A 22,687-nucleotide genomic window follows, 5' to 3' on the forward strand; every position below is an offset into this window, starting at 1 on the left:
TTTGTGATAATTTGCTGTCATTTTCTTGTCGTGCTGTGGGGAGGAGTACACGACGGCGGCAGGCAGCTGCGGCGGTCAGGTCGCCGTCGGGGGTAAATCGCTTTCCCGGGCGGTAACCCAGAGAGTGATCCCGGACACGAAGGGCCGCCAAAACGGTCTACTCGGGTAAGTTAGGAGTGTTGAAATCTGCAGACTTTCAGGGAGAACCCCGCCAATGGCCAAGATTATCTATACCCACACAGACGAAGCGCCGATGCTGGCAACCTACTCATTCCTGCCGATTGTGGAAGCGTATGCCTCGACCGCAGGTGTAGAGGTGGAGACCCGCGATATTTCGCTGGCCGGCCGCATCATCGCCGTCTTCGGCGATTTCCTGACCGAAGAGCAGCGCACGGGCAACGCCCTTGCCGAACTTGGTGAACTGGCAAAGCAGCCGGAAGCCAACATCATCAAGCTGCCCAACATCAGCGCCTCCGTGCCGCAGCTCAAGGCTGCCATCGCCGAGCTCCAGGCCCAGGGCTTCGCCCTCCCGGACTACCCGGACAACCCCTCCTCGGACACCGAGACGGACATCCGCTCGCGCTACGACAAGATCAAGGGTTCCGCCGTGAACCCGGTGCTGCGCGAAGGCAACTCCGACCGCCGCGCACCCCTGTCGGTCAAGAACTACGCCCGCCAGAACCCGCACTCCATGGGTGCCTGGTCCGCTGACTCCAAGACCAACGTCGCCACCATGGGCCAGAACGACTTCCGCTCCAACGAGAAGTCCGTCGTCCTCGATGCCGCCGACTCCCTCAGCGTCCAGCTGGTCCGTGAAGACGGCACCACCAAGGTCCTCAAGAAGGACTTCCCGGTCCTGGCCGGCGAAGTTGTTGACGCCACCGTCCTGCGCGCCGACGCCCTGGACGAGTTCCTCAAAGCACAGGTTGCCCGCGCCAAGGAAGAGGGCATCCTCTTCTCCGCACACCTGAAGGCCACCATGATGAAGGTCTCCGACCCCATCATCTTCGGCCACGTGGTCAAGGCTTACTTCTCCGAGCTGTTCGACACCTACGGCAAGCAGCTCGCAGCCGCCGGCATCAGCCCGAACAACGGCCTCGCAGCCATCCTGAGCGGCCTGGAAGACCTGCCGGAGGACGTCCGCGAAGGCGTCAAGGCAGCCATCACCAAGGGCCTCGAAGAGGGTCCCGCGCTGGCAATGGTTGATTCCGACAAGGGCATCACCAGCCTCCACGTTCCCTCGGACATCATCGTTGACGCCTCCATGCCGGCCATGATCCGCTCCTCCGGCCACATGTGGGGCCCGGACGGCAAGGAAGCCGACACCCTGGCCGTCATCCCGGACAGCTCCTACGCCGGCGTGTACCAGGTTGTGCTGGACGACTGCCGTGCCAACGGTGCGTTCGACCCCACCACCATGGGCACTGTCCCCAACGTCGGCCTCATGGCGCAGGCAGCGGAGGAATACGGCAGCCACGACAAGACCTTCGAGATCCAGGCAGCGGGCACCGTCCAGCTCGTGGACAGCAAGGGCAACGTCCTGACCGAACACCAGGTCTTCCCCGGTGACATCTGGCGCGCTTGCCAGACCAAGGACATCCCCGTCCGCGACTGGGTCAAGCTGGCTGTCACCCGTGCACGTGCTTCCCAGACCCCGGCAGTGTTCTGGCTGGACGAGGGCCGCGCCCACGACGCCAACCTCATCGCCAAGGTCAACGAGTACCTCAAGGACCACGACACCGAGGGCCTTGAAATCAAGATTCTCTCCCCGGTTGAGGCCACGGCCTTCACCCTGGAGCGCATCCGCAAGGGCGAAGACACCATCTCCGTCACGGGCAACGTCCTCCGCGACTACCTCACGGACCTGTTCCCGATCCTCGAGCTCGGCACCAGTGCCAAGATGCTCTCCATCGTTCCGCTCATCAACGGTGGCGGCCTGTTCGAAACCGGCGCCGGCGGCTCCGCTCCCAAGCACGTCCAGCAGCTGGTCAAGGAAAACCACCTCCGCTGGGACAGCCTTGGCGAGTTCCTGGCCCTGGCCGTGAGCTTCGAGCACCTGGCCACCACCACCGGCAACGCGCGGGCACAGGTTCTTGCTGACACGCTGGACCGCGCCACGGGCACGTTCCTGCTGGAAAACAAGTCCCCGCGCCGCAGCGTCGGCGAGCTCGACAACCGTGGAAGCCACTTCTACCTGGCCATGTACTGGGCACAGGAACTGGCCAAGCAGACCGAGGACGCCGAGTTGGCCAAGGACTTCGCCGCTATCGCCGAAGCCCTGACCTCCAACGAGGAGACCATCGTCGGTGAGCTGGCAGCCGTGCAGGGTCCCGCCGTCGACCTTGGCGGTTACTACCGTCCGGACGCCGCCAAGGCTGCCGAGATCATGCGCCCGTCGGCTACGTTCAACAAGGTCGTTGCGACCCTGAAGTAGTCACCGCGAAAAGACCCCGCGAGCATCACGCTTGCGGGGTCTTTTTCGTCCCCCCATTGGAGTTTTTGTACACATAGCGTCCTTAAAAGCCCCTCTAAAGGGCATTAGGTGTGCAAAAACTCCTAGCGGTCGGCCAGGAACCGGTCAGGTGCCACCCCGCCGTCGACGATGTCCTTCAGCACCCGGCCAATGGCCGGCGTGAACTTGAAACCGTGCCCCGAGAATCCGGCGCCCACCACCAACGGGCCGAAACCGTCCAGGACGAAGTCCTCCGTGGGGGTGGTGGTGTAGGTGCAGCTGATGGGAACCGCAGTGGAAGGGTCGACGCCGGGGAGCCACTCTTCCGCGTACCGCACCAGGGCTTCGAGCTGCTGGGGGATGGGCTCGAACGTGCGCTCATCAGGGTCCATGACGGGCCCGACGCCGTGCCAGCCGGCCTTGACGCCCTCTCCGGGGGTGAGCATTCCGTAGACCGGGCTGAACCAGTATTCGTAGAGCTCGTTGTTCGGGTCGGGGTCCGGATTATGGTTGAAGCTCGGCCACACCAAGGTGTTATCGGTCGGGGTGAAGTGGGCGGGCTGCTCCTGGGTGACCACCAGTGCGGGCAGCTTGACGAGGTCCTTCAGGACTTTGGGGGTCCATGCTCCAGCCGTCACCACCACGCGGTTGGCGGTGTACTCGGTTTCCTCCGTCACCACCACCACGGAATCGTCGCCGTCCACCCGGATGTCCCGGACCGGCGTCGAATACTTGAAGACCGCGCCGTGCGACTCAGCCGATTTCCGCAGCGCCACCAAGGCGTCAGCCGAGCGGATCCGGCCGGATCCTGGCACAAAGAGGACATCGGTGGAGAAGTTCATGCCCCGCCAACGGTCCGCGGCCTCGTCGGCGGACATGAAGTAGCTCTCGATGCCGCGTTCCTGGTGTGCTTCCCGCACCAGTTCCAGTTTGGGGATGTTGCCATGGTTGGCCAAGCCCACGAGGTCCAGCAGCGGCGCCCCGTTTTCTGCCGCGAGCTCGTCCCAGAGGGTCTTGGACTCTGCGAGGAGGTCCAGGTAGTCGGCCTCGGCGTAGGCGGTGTTGAAGTTGCGGGTTGCTCCGTGGGAGGCACCGATGTGGTGGCCGGCCTCGAACTGTTCCAGCAGGACCACCGAACGTCCGGAGCGGGACAACTGCCATGCAGCGGCCGATCCCATGGCTCCTCCGCCAACAACTACAACATCAACCTGCATGCCTGCTCCATCCACAACGTCCGCGAGACCAACCGTGGCTCCAAGAAGAGCCACCTCCCATTCTGCCCCCAGTTGGGTTGGAACGTGGATTGGGCCGGAATGCGGGTTACGCAGCCAACCGCCGGCGGATCCACGCGGAGAACTGGTCCACCACGACGATCAGCACAAGCACGATCAGGATGTGCGTGAGCATGGAATCGAACTGGAAGGACTTGATGGACTGGTTGATCAGCAACCCGATGCCACCGGCGCCCACCAGGCCAAGGACCAGCGAGGACCGCACGTTCACGTCGAAGCGGTACAACAGCAGGCCCACGAATTGCGGGATCACCATGGGCAGCGTGGCATTGGCGACCTGCTGGATCCGGTTGGCGCCGGCGGTCCGCAGCGCCTCCTGCGGCCCGGCGTCGATCTCTTCCATGGACTCGGCCCACAGCTTTCCCATGACACCGGTGTTGTGGCAGATCAGCGCGAGGACGCCCGCGAACGGACCCAAGCCCACGGCGGTGACAAAGATCAGGGCAAACACTATGTCCGGAACCGCCCTGAAGAAGGACAACACAGCCCGGGCAGCTTGGTACACCGCAGGATGGGGACTGGTGTTCCTTGCCGCAAGTGCGGCCAGGAGCAAGGCGAACGGCACGGAGAACGTGGTGCCGAGCAAGCCGATCCACAGGGTCACGAGCGTCGCTTCCAGCCCGGGCTTCACGGTCCGTTCCCAGCTCAGGTCCGGCGGGAAAGCATCACCGATGAACGCCGCCATGCCTTTCCAGCCGTCCACCAGCAACTCGGGTTTGAAGCCCGTCCCTTGGATGGCCACAGCGTGAAGTCCGACGACGACGGCCGCCACTGCCGCCGTCGTGATCCACCGCAGGGGCTTCTTCGGGCGGACCAGAGCCACGCGGCTTTTGCTTGTTGAGTCCCGGCGCGCGACGGCGGGGGTCAAGGTATGGGGTGTCATGCTGCGATGTTCCTGTCCGGGGCATACAACGTGTTGAGGTGTTCGGCGGTGACTTCCGTGGAGGGAAGGTCGAAGTTCATGGAGCCGTGCAGCAGCCCGATGGACCTGTCCGCGTAACGCAACGCAAGGTCCGGCTGGTGCAACACGGCCGCGACGGCAAGGCCTTCGGTGTGTGCGAGTTCGCGCAGCAGTGCCATGACTTGTTCAGCGGCGTGCGGGTCCAGTGCAGAGACCGGCTCGTCAGCGAGTACGACGTCGGCCCGCTGGCACAGTGCCCGGGCTACTGCCACGCGTTGCTGCTGTCCGCCGGAAAGCCGGCCAACTCGCTCGAAGGCACGGTCCGCCATGCCAACGCGGTCCAGGCAGTCGAGGGCTTCCTGCTGGACTTCGGCGGGGAACAGCAGCGGAGTGAGGGAACGGACTGTGGGGATGCGTGCCAGGGCTCCGGCGCAGACGTTATCCAGGGCCGTGCGGCGCGGAATCAGGTGGATCTTCTGGAAGATCATGGCCATCCGCTGCCGCGCCTGCAGGAGTTCGCGGCCCTGGAGACGGTCCAGTGCCGTGCCGTCAATGCTGATGCTTCCGGCATCGGGAGCGGTGATGCCCATGACGCAACGCAGCGTGGTGGACTTGCCCGAGCCGTTGGCGCCGAGGAAGGCAACCAGTTCACCGGGGGCGACGGAGAAGTCGACACCCTGAAGGACGGTCCTGCCGTTGAAGGACTTACCCAGCCCTTGGACGGAGAGCGGCATTACAGATCCTTCTCCGTGAGGTGCATGGTCTTGGCGAGCTCGAACAGGGGCGTGTAGTTGTCCTTGGTGACCTCCAGCAACGGGCCGGGAGGGGTCACGTCCAGGAACTCTCCAACTTTGGCAACGTCGGCGGGCTCCAGTGACAGGAACGCCTCCTTGACGGCTTGTTTGAAGGCGGGATCGGCGTCGCCGCGTACGGTGATGGGATCGTTCGGGATGGGGTTGGACGTCCAGACCTGGCGGAAATCGTCCTTGGCGAAGGTTCCCGCGGCGATCGCCGTGGCCAGCGTCTGCGAGTTGATCTCGGCCGCGTCCACCTTCCCGTTGGTCAGGGCAAGGAGTGCCTCCGGGTGGCCGCCGGTGTAGTCCATGGTGAGGTCGGCGTCAGCGATGCCTGCCTCACGGAGACCGAACCGGGGCAGGACATCGCCGCTGGTGGATCCGACGCTGCCCAGGGCCAGGGACTTGCCGTTGAGATCGCCGATTGCCTGGATGGGGCTGTCCTTGGGTACCCAGATTCCGGCCGTGTAGCTGCTGAGCTCCTTTTCTGCCGTGCCGAATGAAACCAGTGGTTCTGCGCCTGCCTTGGTGTCGGCGAACACGTAGCCCAGCGGCCCGAACTGCCCCAGGTCCAGCTTGCCGTTGCGCATGGCGAGGACTTCGGCTGCGTAGTCCTCCACCACCTGGACTGTGACCGGGCATTCGAGCTTTTTGGAAAGGGCAGCGGCCAGGACGTCGTAGGCGGGCTTCAGCTTGGCCGGGTCCTCGTAGGGCTCGATGCCGAACTTGATCCCGCCGTTGGGGCAGGTGGCGACGCCGTCCCGGGGGAGGACTGGTCTGGAGAGGACTGGGCGAGCCGCCGCATGCGGTCAATGCCAAAGCAGCGGCGAGGGCAAGCGCGGAGCCGGTGAAGAGCGTGGTTTTCATGGGAATCCTTAGGCGAAGGGAGGGGTGGGGGAACGGAGGAACTCAGGACAGACGCGACACATTGCGGTGTGCCAGGCCAAAGGACAGGGTCATGCCGACGCCGGAGGTCACGGACACCACGGTGACGCCCGGTTGGATGTTGCGGACCAGGATCGGGGCAACGTCCGAGGACGCGTAAATGCCTTGCCAGCGTTCGATGATTTCCAGGGGCCGGCCGATCCTGCCGCTGATGTCGTTGTTCAGGGCGTCGGTGACTGCCTCGTCCAGGAACGGGTCGGCGGTGCGGTGGTAGTGGTGCGAGTCGCCCAGGATGATGGTGCCGTCCGGGCGTTGGGTGAACATGACGTTGGCGCCGATGTCCAACAGTTCCGGCTGCTTGGCTTTCACTTCGGAGCGCAGGGCCTCCGCCGCGGGCATATCGGTGAAAGCCGGGTAGCGGAGCATGGACGTTGCGGTGAGCACAGCCGGTGTGAAGCGGACTCCGGCTGGCCCGGCAGCCAATGACATCTGGAGCGCGCACCGCTGGATCCTGTGTTCCGCAGCGAGGTCCGGGAACAGGTAGTCGACGTTGTGGCCCACGCACACGAACACTTGCTTCGCCTGCAGCGCGCCGCGCGATGTCTGCACGGTCACGCCGTCCGGCGATTGGCTGAAGCCCAGTGCCGCGGTGTTCCAGTGAAGTTCGACGCCGGGCTGCCGGCTCAGCCATTCGGCCAACTTTGCGACGGTGGTCCGGGGATCGACGCGGAGGTCGTCGCGGAGGAAGGCTCCGCCGACCAGGCCGGGCCAATCGCCTTGGCGGGTGCCGCCGTCGGGCAGTCCGGCCGCAACCGGGTCCAGGCGCTCCCGTGTCGCGGCAGGGGAGAGCAGTTGAACTTGGCCGGGCTCCCGGGCTGCGGAGAGTTCGCGCAGGACAGCCATCTCTGCATCGGTACGGGCAAGGACCACTGCTCCGGATTCAACGGCCCAAAAACCTGCCTGCTCGGCGAACTCGAGCCAGTACTTCCGGGACGTCTTTGCGAGCTCGTACAGTTCGCCGGACTGCGCCGTGATGCAGCAGTGGCCGAAGTTCCGTACCGAGGCGCCGGCGGCGTGGTGGTCGCGTTCGATGATGGTGACAGTCAGTCCGTTGGCAACAGCGTGGGCGGCATGCGCCAGGCCGATGATGCCGGCGCCGACGACGACGACGTCGGCGGCTTGGCCGGGGCTGTTGCCGGTGGCTGAGGTGGGGTTGCTTGCGTTGTTCACACTATCGACCTTGACGGCACGCAAGAGGTGAATCAAGCTACATCGCCACTTGTATATACAAGTTAATCAGAATTTAACCTCCGTTCATGTTTGTTCACGCCGGATTCATGTGGGATGCAGCGAAAGAGGCTCTTTTGATGCTGGCAACTTGTATTATCAACTGGTGAGCACTCAGCAAAATGCACCCCTCCATGTCCGGCTCAGCGAGGAACTCATGCGCCGCATCACTGACGGCGAGTGGCCGCCCGGTTTCCAGCTTCCAAGCGAGGCGGAGCTGTGCAGGGAGTTCGGAACCTCCCGCGGACCGATCCGCCAGGCGCTCGCCTTCCTCCGTTCCGAAGGCGCGGTTACAGGTGGCCGCGGCCGTCCCCCGATGGTCCGCTCGTCCGTGCCGTCGCAGTCGTTCTCCACCTTCAACTCGTTCACCGAGTGGGCGCTGGGGATCGGCAAGAAGCCCGGCCAGCGAACCCTGGAGGTGGCACGACGCGATGCGAGCCCGGAAGCTGCGGCAGCGCTCGGACTGGTGCCGGGAACAACGGTTGTGGAAGTCCTGCGGGTCCGCTATCTGGATGAAGCTCCGGCCATGATTGAGCGCACCACGTTCGTCCTGGACGTAGGCCGGAAACTGTTCGACTTCGACACCGACTCGGGATCCATTTTTGCGTTCCTCAAGGACCAAGGCGTGGATCTGCACAGCGCACGGCACACCATCGACGCAGTAGCGGCCAGCGACGAGGACGCCGAACTCCTGGAGCAACCCGAAGGAATTCCGCTCCTGCGCGAACGCCGCATCACCCGTTCCGGTGACGGTCAGCCCCTTGAATACTCAGAGGACCGCTACCTGCCGGCCCTTACCAACTTCACCATCGACAACACCGTGGAGCGCAGGGCAGCCCTGGTCCGCATCCACACCGAAGGAGCCACCCCATGATCAAGCTCGTAGCCTGCGATATGGCCGGAACCACCATCGACGAACACGGTGACGTCTATGTTGCCCTGGCCCGCTGCGTCGAAGAAACCGGAGCCGCCACCAGCCCCGAGGCCGTCCAGGAGTGGATGGGTGCGGACAAAGTGGAGGCCATTACCGCTTTGATCGAAGCCGGGGGAGGAGCCGCAACGGAGGACGCAGTGACCGCAGCGTTCGCGCGGTTCAAGGAAATCCTGGGCGGGTTCTACGATGCCAACCCGCCCGTCCCGCTGGAAGGCGTCGAAGACGCGTTCCGCGAACTCCGCCGCCAGGGCGTCAAGGTGGCCCTGACGACAGGCTTTTCACGCGACGTCGCCGGGCCGCTTCTTGAGCGGCTGGGGTGGGGCGTCGGCGACGGCAACCTGCTGGACGCCGTCGTGTGCTCCGACGAAGTAGCCGCCGGGCGTCCGGCGCCGTTCATGATCCACCGCGCCATGGAGCTGACGGGAGTTCAGGATGTCCGCTCGGTCATGGCAGCGGGCGACACTGTCAACGACCTCGCTGCGGCCAACAACGCAGGGGTCCTGGCCGTCGGCGTACTAACCGGCAAGCTCGGGCGCGACGAGCTTGCCGCGCACCCGCATCACCACATCCTGGCCGGAGTGAAGGACATCCCGGCGCTGCTGTCCTAGCTTCTCTTTCCAAGGTCGCCGGATTGCGGGGGTTTGGCCGGGAGCGCCGGGCATGGAAGATTGGACTGCGTGAAATTCCTTCACCCTTCACCCAAGTCCTCCGCCCGTGGCGTCACGATCCTGCGCGTGGTCTTCGGCGCGCTCATCATGGTCCACGGCTTCCAGAAGTTCATGGCCGGCCATGCCGCGTTCGCAGCATCCGTTGCTGCCATGGGTGTGCAGAAGCCGGAAGTCGTTGCGTGGCTGGTGATCGCCGGTGAGCTGGGACTGGGGCTGCTGCTGGTCCTCGGAGCGCTGACCCGGGTGGCCGGATTCCTGTCGGCTTTGATGTTCGCCTCGATCTGGTTCGTGACGGAAGCGGGCAAGCCCCTGCTCACGGACAAAGCGGGCGTGACGGCGGAGCTGCTCATCATCTACTTCGCCGTGTCCGTGGCCTTCGTTTTCCTGGGCTCCGGGGCCTTCTCGCTGGACCGCAAACTGGCCAGGCAGCCAGGCCGCAAGGGGTCTTAACCCGTCCTGGTTAAATCACCGGGCGTCATTGGGATAACGGACACCCAACTGTGAACGGACGCCGTCGAAGAGGCGCATCACATTGATGGAATCTTCCAGCGGCATCACCGGGCTCTCGAGGAGTCCTTGCTGAACACAGCGGGTCACCTCGCGCAGTTCATAGGTGTAGCCGATGCCTGCAACGTCGAAGTGCTCGTGACGGGGCTCGTCCCAGCCGACCCTGACCAGCAGCTCACGCGGATTGTTCACCGATCCCACTGTCTGCAAGTAGCCAAGGCCGCCGGCAACGGTGGCTGTCCTTGGCCCATGGGCCATCAGGGACGACGTCAATTGCGCCTGTGCGCCCGTGTCATAGCCCAGCGTCAGTGCGTTCTGCGTGTCCACGCCGTCCTCATTCAGCGATCCGATCGCCGTGACCGACTGCGGGAAGCCCAGCGTCCCCAAGGCCCAGAGCAAGGGATACACCGTGATGTCCAAGAGCGCTCCGCCACCGTCGTTCAGGGCCCAGATGCGGGCCGAAGGATCGTACGGTGCCGGGAATCCGAGATCCGCGGTAACCCACTGGATTTGCCCCAGCTCACCGGACGCTGCGATCTCGAAAGCCCGCTGCATGCTCGGCAGGAAGCGGCTCCACACCGCCTCCATGAAGAACACGTTCTGCTCACGCGCGATCTTCACCAGTTCCATGGCCTCACGGGCATTGATGGTGAGGGCCTTCTCGCATAAGACGTGCTTCCCGGCCCGCAACGCCGCAGAGGCGATCTGGAAGTGCTGGGCGTGGGGTGTCGCCACATAGACCACGTCCACCGCAGGATCCTCGAACAGACGCTGGTAGCCGGGAACACCGGCGTCGTCCCCGTATCCCTTGGCGAAACCCGAAGCGTTGGCGAAGGCATCCGCGGCAGCCTGGGTCCGGGAACTCACGGCGTAGAGTTCCGCGTCCTCCAAGAGGGCCAGGTCCTGGGAGACGCTCTTGGCGATATTGCCCGTGGACACCACGCCCCACCGCAAAGGTTGCCCGGTGGCAGCGCGAGGATCCTGGTTGTCCTGGGTTGTGAGCCACGGCACGGCAATAGGAAGAGTCATGCCAGCCATCCTCTCATTCCGCGCAGGCGTTGGCGGCCAGGGGCACAGCCGTCCTTGTGGGCGCACTCGCCGGAGCCATTCCGGCGCCCGTGGCGGTGCGCGTCAAGGTCATCGATGCGATCCGGTTCTGAGCTCCTCGGTCAGCCGGCCCTGCTGGAGGCGGAAGCAGCGTTCGGTTTTCTGAGCCAGGCTGCGGTCGTGCGTGACCACGAGGATGGTGGTGTTGTGGTCGCGGCTCAGGGAGCTCAGGAGTTCGATGATGTGCTCGCCGGTCTGCTCATCGAGGTTTCCGGTGGGCTCATCGGCGAGGATCAGCTTGGGCTCGTTGGCCAGCGCCCGGGCAATCGCCACACGCTGCTGCTCCCCACCGGACAACCGGTTGGTCCGCCGCGAATGCTTCTCCGGATCCAGCTGAACCTGCTCAAGCAGTTCCTTGGCCCGCTTCAGCCTGGCCGCTTTACGGACTCCGGCGAACTCCATGGGCAGCATGACATTGTCCACGGCACTGAGATTGGGGATCAGGTTGAATTGCTGGAAGACGAAACCGATGTCGCGGCGGCGGTACTCGGTCAGCTTGCCGTCCGGCAGCCCCGCCAGGCTGACGCCATCGACGACGACGTCCCCTGAGGTGGGCTTGTCCAAAGCACCCAGGAGGGACAACAGTGTGCTCTTGCCGCTGCCGCTCTTGCCCACGATGGACGACAACGAACCCTTTTCGAGCTCGAAGCTCACGCCGTTGACTGGCTTGATGGTCCGGTCACCGGACTTGAACTGACGGACAAGGTCCTTGACTTCAATCACGGCTATTCTCCTCGGAGTACTTCGATGGGACGGATGCGGGCGGTCAGCAGCGCCGGAACCAGCGCACCGATGATGGCGACGGCGAACACCGCGGCGATGCCGGCCGCGAGGACGCCGGGGGAGACGCTGGCCGTGACGGAGCTGAGCAACTGTGAGGCCCCGCCAAACGGACCTCCCTGCCCGCCGCCGGGGAAGCCGCCACCACCGGGTACCGCCCCGTTTGGCATGGCGCCGGCAAGGCCGCCGCCGCGCTGGTTGGTGGGGGCCGCCGTCGTGGTTGTGTTTGAACTGATCAGTGCCGAGGCGATGCCGCCACTGGCGAACGATGCAATCACCGCGCCCACTACGCTGCCCATGGCAACGAGAACCAGGGACTCGAGGACAAATTGCAGGCCGATGGTGCGGTTGGGAGCACCGATGGCTTTCAGCACGCCGATTTCGCGGCGGCGTTCACGGACCAGCATGACCATGATGAGCAGGATGATGATCCCCGCCGTGGCGAGCGCCGCAATGAAGGCAACCATGGAAATGTTCTTCACGCTGTCCAAGGAGCTGACGGCTGTTTCAAGGTTGCGCTGGCCTTGGGTGACGTCGGCTTTATCCGTGCCGAGAGCCGATTGGACGGCCGTTTTGGTGCTGTCGACGTTCTCCATGCTGTTGACCGTGACGATCATGCTGGAGAGCTCGTCCGGTGTTGATGCCAGGGTCTGGGCTTCGGGGAGCGTCAGGTAGACGGCATTGTTGCCGAACGCGGTGCCGGCGTCGAAGATACCGGCCACTGTCAACGTCTTGTCCTGCACGGTGAAGGTGGACCCGACACTCAGGCTGTTCTTTTCTGCCAAGGACTTGCCTACCAGGGCCTTCCCACCGGCAGCCGTGTATTCGCCCAGCCCGGTGCCGCTGGTGATATTCAGTGCTTTGCCGGTGCTGTCGACCTCCGCACCGATGCCCGTTGCCGTGATCGGAAGGGCCCGGGCGGGCAGGGCGGTGGTGCCCGTTCCCGAATTTCCGTTGGCATTGTTGCGGTTGCCCAGGGTGCCGGCGTCGATGGCCGCTGTCAGGTTGGTGCTGACCGTAGCCTGCTGGCCGCCAGGGCCGAAGCCGCCTCCAGGACCCGCCTGCTGCGTGGTTCCTGCGGTTCCTGTCGTTGTAGTCTGCAGGCGCAGGGCCTTGGTTCCGACTACCGAGGTGACATTGGCGACCGACGCCACGGTCCCGGCTTCCGCCGTCGTGAGGGGTTCGCCGCCGCCTTCGAAGCCTTGCCCGCCGGCCGGGTTGACCGTCAGGGTGGTGCCTACGGAGGCGTTGAGCTCCTGCACTTTGGCGCCCACCGCCTGGTTGGCCACGAGCATGGCCAAAGCCAGCCCGATCGCTACGGCGAGGACGGCGACCACCGCCGCTGTTCTGATTTTGTTGCGGAAGGCATTGCCTACGCTTCGGGCAAGGACGCTCACGTTTCTCCTCTGGACCTGCAAGTTCGTGGCCCACGGGACGCGGGCTGCAGGTCCAACATTGCTGAGCGCTGCTGTGCGGCACTCCAGCCGAAGCTATGTGTGGGCTGTGAAAGCCTGGGGTCACGAATTCTGCTGGATCATTCACTTTCGTTGTTACCCGGAACCCCGAATTCCGGAGTCCTGGCCCGCCCCGGGGGCTCGATGATCCAGCAGAACCTGAGCAAGCAAAAGCCCCGGCCCGCCTGCTGGCGGACCGGGGCTTGCTGTATTACTTGGTGCTCGGGTGTTACTTGGTGATCGGGCCGAGTACCGGATCGTCGACGTAAGCCGTCTTGACGTTCTCAGCCGTAACGATCTGCGGCGGCAGGAGGAACGCAGGAACGGTCTTGACGCCGTTGTTGTAGGAGTCCTTGTCGTTGATCTCCAGCTGCTTGCCGGCCTGGAGGTCCTTCACCATGGTGATGGCGTGCTCAACGAGCTTGCGGGTGTCCTTATTGATGGTGGAGTACTGCTCGCCGGCCATGATGGACTTCACGGACTCAACTTCGGAGTCCTGGCCGGTGACCACGGGCAGCGGCTTGCCGGCGGCCTTGACGGACGTCAGCACTGCACGGGCCAGGGTGTCGTTCGGGGACAGGACGCCGTCGAGCGAAGCGGTGCCGTAGCTGCCGGTGAGCAGCGTGTCAGCGCGACGCTGTGCGTTCTCTGCCTTCCAGCCCTGGGTAACGGCCTGCTCGAAGGAGGTCTGGCCGGAGACAACCTTGAGGGTGCCGTCGTCGATCTTCGGCTTCAGGACGCTCATGGCGCCGTCGAAGAAGACCTTGGCGTTGGCGTCATCCGGGGAACCAGCGAAGAGCTCGATGTTGTACGGGCCGGAAGGCTTCTTGGCCTTCAGTCCGTCCAGCAACGCCTGGCCCTGCAGGACACCGACCTTGAAGTTGTCGTATGCCACGTAGTAGTCCACGTTGTCCGTGTTCAGGAGCAGACGGTCGTAGGCGATAACGGTGGCGCCGGAGTCCTTGGCCTGCTGAAGCTGGGTACCCAGCTGGGCGCCGTCGATGGCTCCCACGATGATGACCTTGGCACCCTTGGTGACCATGGCGCTGATCTGGTTCTGCTGCTCGGACACGCCGCCGTTGGCGAACTGGACGTCGGCCTTGAAGCCGGCGCCGGAGAGGCCATCGTTGAACAGCTTCTCCGCGAGGACCCAGTTTTCACTGGTCTTCTGCGGAAGTGCGACGCCGATCAGCGAGTCCTTGGGGAACGCTTCCCCGCCTGCCGTGCTGCTGCTTGAGCCGCTGTCAGTGCGGCCGCAGGCTGTCAGCGCCAGTGCCGCGATGGCAGCGACTGCTGCTGCCTTTCCTGCTTTACCAAACATTCGCATATCTTGGTTCACTTTCTGTGTGGGTGGGGTGGAGCGAGTCGAGCGGAAGCGGGATTACGCTTCCTTGGAGATGACCTCTTTGGTGGAGGTGGTTTCGTCGGGCTTGAGTTCGTTGTTGTTGCGCTGGAAGTTCTTCAGCAGCAAACCGGTGATCGAACGCTTGCCCTGGGACTTGTTGTAGACGTCGAAGGCAACGGCGGCCAGAAGCACCAGGCCCTTGATGATCTGGGTGAGGTCGGCGCCGACGCCCAGAAGCTGCAGGCCGTTGTTGAGGACGGCCATGACAAGGCCACCGACGATCGAGCCGATCACGGTACCGACGCCACCGGTAACGGCTGCGCCACCGATGAAGACGGCTGCGATGGCATCCAGTTCCCAGCCAACGCCATCGAACGGGCCCGATGCCGTGGAGCGGCCAACGAAGATCATGCCGGCCAGGCCTGCAAGGACGGACATGTTCATCATGACCATGAAGTTGACCTTCTTGGACTGCACGCCGGACAGCTCGGCTGCGTGGCGGTTGCCACCCACAGCGTAGACGTGGCGGCCAAGGACCGTCTTGTCTGCGATGAAACCGTAGATGAGGACCAGGACGGCCAGGATCAGGCCGGGGATGGGGAAGGACGTTCCGGGGCGGCCGGTGGCGAACAAGTACGTGGCGTAGAGGATCGCTCCGCAGATGAGGACCAGCTTGGTGACCTCAACCCAAAGCTCGGGAACGTCTGCGCCCAAAGCCTTGTTGGCAGCGCGGGCACGCAGCGACATGATGACGACGAATGCTGCAGCAACGATGCCCAGGAGCAAGCTGAGGTTGTTGAAGCCGGTGTTCGGGCCGATCTCCGGAAGGTAGCCGGAACCGAGGTACTGGAAGTCCTTGGAGACCGGGATGGTGTTGGACTTGCCAACAAACTGGTTGAAGCCGCGGAACAGGAGCATGCCGGCCAGCGTCACGATGAACGCGGGTATGCCGACGTATGCCACCCAGAACCCTTGCCAGGCACCGATCACGGCACCAAGGAGCAGCCCGAAGAGCACACCGGCCCACCAGGGCAGGCCCCAGTCACGCATTGCGAGGGCCACGAACACGCCCACGAATGCTGCCACGGATCCCACGGAGAGGTCGATGTGGCCGGCGATGATAACCAGGACCATGCCGATGGCCAGGATGAGGATGTAAGAGTTGCCGTTGAACAGGTTGATCACGTTGCCGGGCGTCAACGTGCGGCCGTCCGTGAAGATCTGGAAGAAGACGATAAGTGCCACCAGGGCGAAGATCATGCCGAACTGGCGGGTATTGCCACCAAATAGCTTCTTGAGCGCGTTCATTGTTTTGGTCCTTGTGTCAGGAAGGGGCGGGGCTGGGCCAAAGGGTCAGGCTGCTTTGCGGGAGGAAGTCATCAGCTTCATGAGGCTTTCCTGGCTTGCTTCGTTCTTGTCCAGGACGCCGGTGATGGCGCCTTCGAAGATGGTGTAGATACGGTCGGACAGGCCCAGGAGCTCCGGAAGCTCCGAGGAAATGACAATCACTCCCTTGCCCTGGTCGGCCAGCCTCTGGATGATGCCGTAGATCTCGTATTTGGCGCCCACGTCAATGCCGCGGGTGGGTTCATCCAGGATCAGGAGGTCCGGGTCGGTGAACATCCACTTGGCCAGCACCACCTTTTGCTGGTTGCCACCGGAGAGTTTGGCTACGCCCTCTTCAACCGATGGGGTCTTGGTCCGAAGCGACTTCCGGTATTCCTCCGCGACGCTGAACTCCTTGCGGTCATCAACTACGGTGTAGTTGCTGATGGCGCGAAGGTTGGCCGCAACGGTGGTCGTCTTGATGTCGTCCAGCAGGTTCAGCCCGAGCGACTTCCGGTCTTCGGTCACGTAGCCGAGTCCGGCGTCGATCGCTGCCCTGACGCTGCGGAGCTGGATCGGCTTGCCGTCCTTGTAGATCTGGCCCTTGATGAACCGGCCGTAGGAGTGGCCGAAGACCGACCTGGCAAGTTCCGTGCGGCCGGCGCCCATAAGGCCCGCGAAGCCGACGATCTCACCGCGGCGTACAAAGAAGTTGGATCCCTTGCAGATGAGGCGGTCCTGGATCTGGGGGTGACCCACTGTCCAGTCCTTGACCTCGAAGAAGACTTCGCCGATCTTGGGCTCGTGGTCCGGGAAGCGGGACTCGAGCGTCCGGCCGACCATGCCTTTGATGATGCGGTCCTCATCCACGCCATCGCGTTTGACGTTCAGCGTTTCGATCGACTTACCGTCGCGGATGATGGTGATCTCGTCCGCGATCTGTTCGATCTCGTTGAGCTTGTGGGAAATGATGATCGAGGTGATGCCGCGGCCTTTGAGGCCAAGGATCAGGTCCAGCAGGTGCTGGGAGTCCGATTCGTTCAGTGCTGCGGTGGGCTCGTCCAGGATCAGGAGCTTCACGGACTTGTTCAGCGCCTTCGCGATTTCCACCAGCTGCTGCTTGCCGACACCGATTTCCTTGATGGGGGTGTCCGGGTCTTCCCGGAGGCCTACCCGGGCAAGGAGTTCGAGGGAACGCTTACGGGCCTCGGCCCAGTCAATGACACCCCACTTCGTCGGTTCGTTGCCCAGGAAGATGTTCTCCATGATGGACAGTTCCGGGATCAGTGCCAGTTCCTGGTGGATGATCACGATGCCGGCCGCTTCACTGGCGCGGATGTCCTTGAACTGCTGCGTTTCGGCCTGGTACACGATGTCGCCGGTGTAGCTGCCGTAGGGGTAGACCCCGGACAGGACCTTCATCAGTGTGGATTTGCCTGCACCGTTCTCACCACAGATTGCGTGGATCTCGCCGGCCATTACGCGCAGGCTTACGTTCGACAAGGCTTTCACTCCAGGGAATTCCTTGGTAATGGAGCGCATCTCCAAAAGGATGGGCTCGCCTTGCGTGTCGAGGGTTGTCATCAGCCCTTACGCCTCCAATGCATGACTTCGTTGTCGGCCCCGCAAACGGCGGAGCTGTCTGATGAAAAAGTAAACTGGATCACCTATCTTGTCGTCAAGACTTGAACGCATGATCCAGCTAACGATTTCGTTACCTACCAGTAATACCGGCGTGCTGGAACACTAAAGCGGCCGCTCCGAGGGCCTCTGCCCGGGCGCCGAGGGAGGACATTGCCAGGTGCGTCGTTTCGCCCACCACGGGCACGGCATGGCGTACCAGGCCCCTGCGGATGGGGTCCAGGAGCAGGTCGCCAAGACCAGCCAGCGGGCCACCGACAACGATGACCTCGGGGTTGATCAGGTTGGACACGTTCCCCAGTGCACGTCCCACGGCCAGGCCGGCGTCGTCCACGACGCGCTGTGTCGCGGAGTCCCCGGCGAGGCAATTGCGCACGATGTCCTGGGGCGTCAGCAATGTCTCCTGGCCGCGGCCCAGCAGCTCGATCATGGTGGTGGTGGACGCTATCGTTTCCAGGCAACCCCGGTTCCCGCAGCGGCACACGAGGCCGTGTTCATGGATCGTCGCGTGGCCGATTTCACCGGTGATGCCGACGTTGCCGTAGTACGGGAATCCGTTGAGGATCAGGCCGGCGCCAATGCCCGAACCGATCTTGAGGAACATGAGGTTGGAGACCCCGCTGTGCGGTCCCCAGGTCACTTCGGACAGCGCGCCAAGATTGGCGTCGTTGTCAACAAAGACGGGGCAATTCAGTGCTTCCTCCAGCCTGTGGAGGATGTCGATGCCCACCCATTCGGGAAGGATGGCTCCTTGCGCGACGGTGCCGGATCTGCGGTCGATCGGGCCGGGAATGCCGGCTCCTGCTCCGACTACGGCCGTTCGGTCGATGCCGTTCTCACGGAGCAGTTTCTCCAGCAGGCGGACCGCAGCGGCGATGCCCTCTTCCGCCTGGTGACCCAAGGGCAACTCGATGTAGTCCTCGGCAATAACGTGGTAACCCAGCGAGGCCAGAACCACCCGCAGGTGGCGGCGTCCGAAGTCGATTCCGACGGCGACAGCCCCGTTGCTGTTCAGCCGTACGTTGGTTGCGCGGCGGCCGGAGCTCGTGGTCGGTTCGGTGGAGACCAGGCCGGCGTCCTGCATGATTTTGACGATGTTCGAGATAGTGGCGGTGGAGAGGCCGGTCTGCCGCGAAAGCTCGGCTTGCGTGGACGGTCCGCTCAGCAAGCACTCGATGATGCGCTGCTGATTGAGGTGGCGGAGCGCGGACTGCGAGCCGGGTTTTCTTGGGTGGCTCTTCGTTGAGCGCTGCGTAGCGGGCATGACAAGAAGATTGCCCCAGAAGATGCGTTGTAGTCAAGAAGTGAACACAGCGAGTCAAGTATCACTGACATACTCCAACGCAAGGACACTCTCTAAGTACCCCTTGTGAGGCCCGATATGCGCCCTATCCCCAACTTTTTAGGCGCAGAGCGGGCCCCGCAACAAGGAGGCGCGTGCAATGCGTCCCGGGTTCGCGGCCCGCAGGTCCAATTGCATCGCCGCATGCAACGGAGCGAAGCCTAGGCTTGAACCAAGAAGATGTCCCATGCCCACGGACGGCAGGGATCAGGTGAAACAAGGTGGTAATGATGCTGCTCGCAATCCTGCAGGCGAACGCCTCCGTCATGGACGTGGACGCCAACCTGCGCACAATCGAGGACGCAGCCCAGCGTGCTTCCAGCGCGGGAGCTGCTCTGCTGCTCACCCCGGAGCTGTTCCCTGTTGGGTATGCGCCACTGCGCCTGCATGCCGAGTTGGACCCCGCCACTTTGCCGGCCGTTCGCGAACGCTTGGCCGGGATCGCGCGCACTCACGGCATTGGCTTGGTCTACAGCCTGCCGGCCGTCGCCCCCAAGGAGGCAACGCACGACGACGCCGCGCAGCCGGCTTTGGCCGGCGACGCCTGGCACATCACGGCCACCTTGCTGGACGCTTCGGGCGATGAAATCCTCAATTACGCCAAGGTCCACCTCTTCGGTCCAGAGGAACACAAGGCGTTCGTCGGCGCCCACGTACCTCCCGCCGTCGTGGATTTCAACGGAATCCGCACGTCGATGCTGATCTGCTACGACGTCGAGTTCCCTGAAGCAGTGCGTGCAGCAGCCACCCGCGGTGCCGAACTCCTGCTGGTGCCGACAGCTCTTTCCGCCGGGTTCGAGAACGTGCCGCAAGTGCTCATCCGCGCCAGGGCATTGGAAAGCCAGCTCAACGTGGCCTACGCCAACCATTCCGGCCACGAGGACATCTACAACTTCCTGGGCGGCAGCGTGGTGGCCGGTCCTGACGGTTCGCTGCTCGCCGCCGCAGGGGAGGGCGCCGCGTTGTTGTTCGCGGAGGTCGGGACGGAAACGGTCAAGGCCGCCCGTGACGAAGTCCCGTACCTGCGCGAACGCAGGCCGGAACTGTACAACGAGTGGGAGCAGCAGGCCTAGGCAGTGGCCTCCCGGTCCGCCGTCACCAATCCGTCCACGTACTGCAGCGCGAACCACAACTCTGCCCGTACCTGCGCCTGGTTGAGGTCCATGTCCAGCAGCTCCCCGAGGACGCCGATCTGCCGACGCACACTGTTCCGGTGCAGGCCGAGCAATTTGGCGGAGCCGTCCCAACTTCCGTTTTCGCTGAGCCATCCCCGCAGCACGGACAGCAGCGGATCCCTGCGGTCCGGTTCCAACGCCAGCACGGGCGCCAGAAGCCGCTCAGCCAGCATGGTCCCCGCTTCGCGTCCCAGAAGGCCGGTGACCGACCACGTCACCTCGTCCACGCGTGCGCTCATGCCACTGGAGACAACCCGGGACCGCAGGGAGCTTGCCCGCTGGTAGGCCGCTGAGAGCCCGTGAAGTTCAGTCGGTTCGCCAATCACCAGGCGCCAGCCCAGTTTTTCGATGTCGGCCAGCAGCGAATCATCGACCCTCAAACGGGTGATCGCCGCGAAACCGTACTCGGTGATCTCCACCAGCTTGGTGTCGAGCAGACGCCGCCATTGGAGCACCTCGCGGACGGGACCATCGTCGGCCGCCCCATCCACCCTGACACCCTGCACCACCCGCATCTGCGCCGACCTGGTGGACGACAAACTCTGTGCCAGCAGGTCCTTGAGGCCGTTGACGTGCTTGGTCCCGCCGGTAGCCAGGGAGTCCGGATGCAGCAACACCGCGGTGGCGAGCTGGCTCGGAGCCAGGGATCCGCTGGTTCGTTGCCGCACCAGCAGTTCCAGCAATCCCACGGCCGACTGCACCACGTTGTTCTGCGCAGGTGTCAGCGGCGCGTCCGAACCAAGGATCAACGCGCCAAGGTTCGCGTCCTTGGTACTCCGCAGGGGGTGCCCGAACACCAGCGCCGATCCCGGCTGCTCAAAGCCGTCCATCTCCACGCGGGGACCGCTGCCGGACAGCAGCCGCTCCAGCATCGGTGCCAGCAGTGAATGCTCGACGCCGTTGCTGCCGCCGGCATTGTGCCCGCGTGCCCTGACCCGCCCGTCCGCCCCCACCAGCAGCGCCCACACCGGTACGCGCTGGACGAGGGCTGCCAGCAGTTCGTGTTCCGGCCTGGGGGAGAGGACCGCGCGCATGAGCTGCCGGTTGGTCTCGGCGAGCTGCCGGAAAACGCGCGCGTTGTCTGTCTCCAGAAGCTGCGAGAATTCAAGACCGATCGCGGCGAACGGGACGGACTCCGGTACCTCGAAAAGGGTGAGGTCGTGGGTGCGGCACGCTTCGACCAGGGCCTCAGGTACGGCGTCGAAGTAGGGCCTGATGCCGAACCCCAGTGCAGCGACCTTGGCGTCCACGAGCCGGCGGACGTAGGCGTCAACCTTCGCCGCCGTGCCGCCCTCCCCAAGGAAGGGCAGCCCGGCGGTGAGGAGGAATTCGCCCTCGGGCAGGTAGGGCGTGGGGTCTTCGAGCTCACTGGGTTCCACCCACCGCAGCAGCGAGCCGCCGCTGCCGCCGTCGTGAATCATTTTCAACTCGGGCGGCAGCTGCTCCAGGAACTGCTCAAGCGTGACGAAGCTCAGGCGGGCGGTGGCGGGTTCAGGCGACATTGCCTTGCCCGGCGGCTGCCGGCTCCTGGTAGTCGGGGCACTGGTAGGCGGTAGTCGAGTAGGCGCGGGGGAGGCGCGGTGCGATCCTGTTGATGATCTCGTCTCCATGGCTGCCGATCGCGGCACCCCAGTCGTCGGCGCTCGCCGCTCCGCTGGAGGGATCGCCGAACAGTACGGCGGTGTCTCCCACGGCGATTCCGGACGCATCCGGCCCGAGGTCCACCATGAACTGGTCCATGCAGACCTTGCCGATTACCGGCACGCTGCGGCCAGCGATGTTCACCACCGAGCGTCCGCTGATGCCCTTGGGAATGCCGTCCGCGTAACCGAGCGGGATGAGCCCCAGGTACCGGGGTTCGTAGGTGATGGCCTGGTGTTCGTAGCTGACCCCGGTGCCCGCTGGGACCTTTTTCACCATGACCAGCGGCGCAGTCACGCTCAGCGCCGGGCGCAGCCCGAAGTCCGCCGGGTTGAGGTGGTCCGCCGGAGCGAGGCCATAGATTGCCAGCCCTGCGCGGACCATGTCGAAGTGGAATTCGGGGCGGTCCAGGATGTTGGCGGAGCTGGAAACGTGCCGCAGCTCGGGCGTCAGCCCGGCGTCACGGGCTTCACGGACGGCGTCCTCGAACTCGGCGACGGCGGCTGCGTTGCCAGGGTGTGCCGGGACATCGGCCCAGGCCAGGTGGGTCCAGAGGCCTCGGACGCGGAGGGTTCCGTCGATTTCGGCTTGCCGCGCGTGCGCCACGAGTTCCGCCCAGTCTTCCTTGCGCGCGCCGCCACGGCTGAGGCCGCTGTCCAGTTCGAGATGGACGACGGCGGGGCGGCCAAGGCGGCCGGCGATACCCGCCAGGACCTCCAGTTGGCCAACGCTCCCGAGGGACACGTCGATGTCGTTTTCCAGCGCCTCGAGAATGGTGGCACTTGTCTGGGATGCCAGATAAAGCCAGGAAAGGATGGGCAGGGTGATGCCTGCTTTGCGGAGGGCGATGGCTTCCGTGAGTTGGGCTGTTCCCAACCAATCGGCCCCGGCATCGGCAGCAGTTCGGGCGACTTCCACCAGGCCGTGCCCATAGGCGTTGCCCTTCACCACGGCCATGAAGAACGGCGCCTCGGTGCGCTGTTTCAGGGCCTTGACGTTGTCTGAAATGGCGGACAGGTCAACGGTGACCTGTCCGGAGAGGGCCGCTGGGGCGGCCTCTTGATAGTGTGCATTACGTCTCATGGTTGAACACTATAGGTCATTTTGCACCGTGGTGAGAGGTGGCTCACATGCCAGTCTTGTGGAGGGGAAATCG

19 protein-coding genes are annotated in these 22,687 nt (G+C 64.1%); 5 read left to right on the forward strand and 14 right to left on the reverse strand.

The window, feature by feature from the left end:
- Nucleotides 1-214 precede the first annotated feature (214 nt).
- A complete protein-coding gene (locus tag ACNAOU_RS05860; protein WP_354627195.1) occupies nucleotides 215-2,434 on the forward strand; it encodes an NADP-dependent isocitrate dehydrogenase in 2,220 nt (739 codons plus the stop codon).
- 122 nt (nucleotides 2,435-2,556) lie between these two features.
- On the opposite strand, the gene ACNAOU_RS05865 is transcribed toward ACNAOU_RS05860, so the two are convergent.
- From ACNAOU_RS05865 to ACNAOU_RS05885, 5 genes are all read right to left on the reverse strand, one after another.
- Nucleotides 2,557-3,666, reverse strand: coding sequence for an FAD-dependent oxidoreductase (locus ACNAOU_RS05865; RefSeq protein WP_281444978.1), 1,110 nt, complete (start codon nucleotides 3,664-3,666; stop codon nucleotides 2,557-2,559).
- Nucleotides 3,667-3,772: 106 nt separating this feature from the next.
- Nucleotides 3,773-4,627, reverse strand: coding sequence for a phosphonate ABC transporter, permease protein PhnE (gene phnE / locus ACNAOU_RS05870; protein WP_416429137.1), 855 nt, complete (start codon nucleotides 4,625-4,627; stop codon nucleotides 3,773-3,775).
- Nucleotides 4,624-5,379 carry a phosphonate ABC transporter ATP-binding protein gene (locus ACNAOU_RS05875; RefSeq protein WP_422758245.1) on the reverse strand — a complete coding sequence of 252 codons (756 nt, stop codon included), beginning with the start codon at nucleotides 5,377-5,379 and terminating at the stop codon, nucleotides 4,624-4,626. Before ACNAOU_RS05875 ends, phnE begins: the two co-directional genes overlap by 4 nt.
- The gene (locus ACNAOU_RS05880) at nucleotides 5,379-6,170 is read right to left on the reverse strand and encodes a phosphate/phosphite/phosphonate ABC transporter substrate-binding protein (RefSeq protein WP_422758662.1); all 792 of its coding nucleotides are present in this window, start codon (nucleotides 6,168-6,170) and stop codon (nucleotides 5,379-5,381) included. The genes ACNAOU_RS05875 and ACNAOU_RS05880 overlap by 1 nt, the downstream gene beginning before the upstream one ends.
- A 178-nt stretch (nucleotides 6,171-6,348) precedes the next feature.
- Nucleotides 6,349-7,554 carry a TIGR03364 family FAD-dependent oxidoreductase gene (locus tag ACNAOU_RS05885; RefSeq protein ID WP_422758246.1) on the reverse strand — a complete coding sequence of 402 codons (1,206 nt, stop codon included), beginning with the start codon at nucleotides 7,552-7,554 and terminating at the stop codon, nucleotides 6,349-6,351.
- A 163-nt stretch (nucleotides 7,555-7,717) separates the two neighbouring features.
- On the opposite strand from ACNAOU_RS05885, the gene ACNAOU_RS05890 reads away from it, so the two are divergent.
- The 3 genes from ACNAOU_RS05890 (at nucleotide 7,718) to ACNAOU_RS05900 (ending at nucleotide 9,663) form a co-directional block, all read left to right on the forward strand.
- Nucleotides 7,718-8,485 carry a GntR family transcriptional regulator gene (locus tag ACNAOU_RS05890; protein ID WP_422758247.1) on the forward strand — a complete coding sequence of 256 codons (768 nt, stop codon included), beginning with the start codon at nucleotides 7,718-7,720 and terminating at the stop codon, nucleotides 8,483-8,485.
- On the forward strand, nucleotides 8,482-9,153 hold the full coding sequence (locus ACNAOU_RS05895; protein ID WP_064721946.1) for a phosphonatase-like hydrolase: 672 nt from the start codon (nucleotides 8,482-8,484) through the stop codon (nucleotides 9,151-9,153). Before ACNAOU_RS05890 ends, ACNAOU_RS05895 begins: the two co-directional genes overlap by 4 nt.
- A 69-nt stretch (nucleotides 9,154-9,222) precedes the next feature.
- The gene (locus ACNAOU_RS05900) at nucleotides 9,223-9,663 is read left to right on the forward strand and encodes a DoxX family protein (protein ID WP_064721945.1); all 441 of its coding nucleotides are present in this window, start codon (nucleotides 9,223-9,225) and stop codon (nucleotides 9,661-9,663) included.
- Nucleotides 9,664-9,678: 15 nt separating this feature from the next.
- Here ACNAOU_RS05900 and ACNAOU_RS05905 read toward each other — a convergent pair whose 3' ends face one another.
- The 7 genes from ACNAOU_RS05905 to ACNAOU_RS05935 form a co-directional block, all read right to left on the reverse strand.
- Nucleotides 9,679-10,749: a Gfo/Idh/MocA family protein gene (locus tag ACNAOU_RS05905; RefSeq protein ID WP_039240516.1), complete on the reverse strand. Its 1,071-nt coding sequence runs from the start codon at nucleotides 10,747-10,749 to the stop codon at nucleotides 9,679-9,681.
- 108 nt (nucleotides 10,750-10,857) lie between these two features.
- The gene (locus ACNAOU_RS05910; protein ID WP_064721944.1) at nucleotides 10,858-11,550 is read right to left on the reverse strand and encodes an ABC transporter ATP-binding protein; all 693 of its coding nucleotides are present in this window, start codon (nucleotides 11,548-11,550) and stop codon (nucleotides 10,858-10,860) included.
- Between the two features lie 2 nt (nucleotides 11,551-11,552).
- Nucleotides 11,553-13,004 (reverse strand): ABC transporter permease, encoded by a 1,452-nt coding sequence (locus ACNAOU_RS05915; RefSeq protein WP_422758248.1) that lies wholly within the window; start codon nucleotides 13,002-13,004, stop codon nucleotides 11,553-11,555.
- Between the two features lie 286 nt (nucleotides 13,005-13,290).
- Entirely contained in the window at nucleotides 13,291-14,388 is a 1,098-nt protein-coding gene (locus tag ACNAOU_RS05920; RefSeq protein WP_035733403.1) for a sugar-binding protein, read from the reverse strand.
- 54 nt (nucleotides 14,389-14,442) lie between these two features.
- On the reverse strand, nucleotides 14,443-15,714 hold the full coding sequence (mmsB, locus tag ACNAOU_RS05925; RefSeq protein WP_422758249.1) for a multiple monosaccharide ABC transporter permease: 1,272 nt from the start codon (nucleotides 15,712-15,714) through the stop codon (nucleotides 14,443-14,445).
- 45 nt (nucleotides 15,715-15,759) lie between these two features.
- Nucleotides 15,760-17,316: a multiple monosaccharide ABC transporter ATP-binding protein gene (mmsA, locus tag ACNAOU_RS05930; protein WP_018777227.1), complete on the reverse strand. Its 1,557-nt coding sequence runs from the start codon at nucleotides 17,314-17,316 to the stop codon at nucleotides 15,760-15,762.
- Between the two features lie 130 nt (nucleotides 17,317-17,446).
- On the reverse strand, nucleotides 17,447-18,637 hold the full coding sequence (locus tag ACNAOU_RS05935; RefSeq protein ID WP_018777228.1) for an ROK family transcriptional regulator: 1,191 nt from the start codon (nucleotides 18,635-18,637) through the stop codon (nucleotides 17,447-17,449).
- Nucleotides 18,638-18,942: 305 nt separating this feature from the next.
- Between ACNAOU_RS05935 and ACNAOU_RS05940 the strand changes: the two genes are divergently transcribed.
- Complete coding sequence (locus ACNAOU_RS05940) at nucleotides 18,943-19,788, forward strand: carbon-nitrogen hydrolase family protein (protein ID WP_422758250.1); 846 nt, start codon at nucleotides 18,943-18,945, stop codon at nucleotides 19,786-19,788.
- On the opposite strand, the gene ACNAOU_RS05945 is transcribed toward ACNAOU_RS05940, so the two are convergent.
- Together ACNAOU_RS05945 and alr are read right to left on the reverse strand one after the other, a co-directional pair.
- Nucleotides 19,785-21,392: a PucR family transcriptional regulator gene (locus tag ACNAOU_RS05945; RefSeq protein ID WP_055974637.1), complete on the reverse strand. Its 1,608-nt coding sequence runs from the start codon at nucleotides 21,390-21,392 to the stop codon at nucleotides 19,785-19,787. The two genes, ACNAOU_RS05940 and ACNAOU_RS05945, sit on opposite strands and share 4 nt — an antisense overlap.
- Nucleotides 21,382-22,614 (reverse strand): alanine racemase, encoded by a 1,233-nt coding sequence (gene alr / locus ACNAOU_RS05950; protein WP_110504342.1) that lies wholly within the window; start codon nucleotides 22,612-22,614, stop codon nucleotides 21,382-21,384. Before alr ends, ACNAOU_RS05945 begins: the two co-directional genes overlap by 11 nt.
- Nucleotides 22,615-22,687 lie beyond the last annotated feature (73 nt).

Source organism: Paenarthrobacter sp. C1, from assembly GCF_049315185.1.
GTDB lineage: Bacteria > Actinomycetota > Actinomycetes > Actinomycetales > Micrococcaceae > Arthrobacter > Arthrobacter nicotinovorans.

Excerpts from the sequence above, each read along its gene's own strand:
- ACNAOU_RS05920 (WP_035733403.1), bottom strand. The coding sequence starts at position 14,388 with ATGCGAATGTTTGGTAAAGCAGGAAAGGCAGCAGCAGTCGCTGCCATC.
- mmsB (WP_422758249.1), bottom strand. The coding sequence starts at position 15,714 with ATGAACGCGCTCAAGAAGCTATTTGGTGGCAATACCCGCCAGTTCGGC.
- alr (WP_110504342.1), bottom strand. The coding sequence starts at position 22,614 with ATGAGACGTAATGCACACTATCAAGAGGCCGCCCCAGCGGCCCTCTCC.
- ACNAOU_RS05865 (WP_281444978.1), bottom strand. The coding sequence starts at position 3,666 with ATGCAGGTTGATGTTGTAGTTGTTGGCGGAGGAGCCATGGGATCGGCC.
- ACNAOU_RS05895 (WP_064721946.1), top strand. The coding sequence starts at position 8,482 with ATGATCAAGCTCGTAGCCTGCGATATGGCCGGAACCACCATCGACGAA.
- mmsA (WP_018777227.1), bottom strand. The coding sequence starts at position 17,316 with ATGACAACCCTCGACACGCAAGGCGAGCCCATCCTTTTGGAGATGCGC.
- ACNAOU_RS05945 (WP_055974637.1), bottom strand. The coding sequence starts at position 21,392 with ATGTCGCCTGAACCCGCCACCGCCCGCCTGAGCTTCGTCACGCTTGAG.
- ACNAOU_RS05935 (WP_018777228.1), bottom strand. The coding sequence starts at position 18,637 with ATGCCCGCTACGCAGCGCTCAACGAAGAGCCACCCAAGAAAACCCGGC.
- ACNAOU_RS05940 (WP_422758250.1), top strand. The coding sequence starts at position 18,943 with ATGATGCTGCTCGCAATCCTGCAGGCGAACGCCTCCGTCATGGACGTG.
- ACNAOU_RS05875 (WP_422758245.1), bottom strand. The coding sequence starts at position 5,379 with ATGCCGCTCTCCGTCCAAGGGCTGGGTAAGTCCTTCAACGGCAGGACC.
- ACNAOU_RS05860 (WP_354627195.1), top strand. The coding sequence starts at position 215 with ATGGCCAAGATTATCTATACCCACACAGACGAAGCGCCGATGCTGGCA.
- ACNAOU_RS05905 (WP_039240516.1), bottom strand. The coding sequence starts at position 10,749 with ATGACTCTTCCTATTGCCGTGCCGTGGCTCACAACCCAGGACAACCAG.
- phnE (WP_416429137.1), bottom strand. The coding sequence starts at position 4,627 with ATGACACCCCATACCTTGACCCCCGCCGTCGCGCGCCGGGACTCAACA.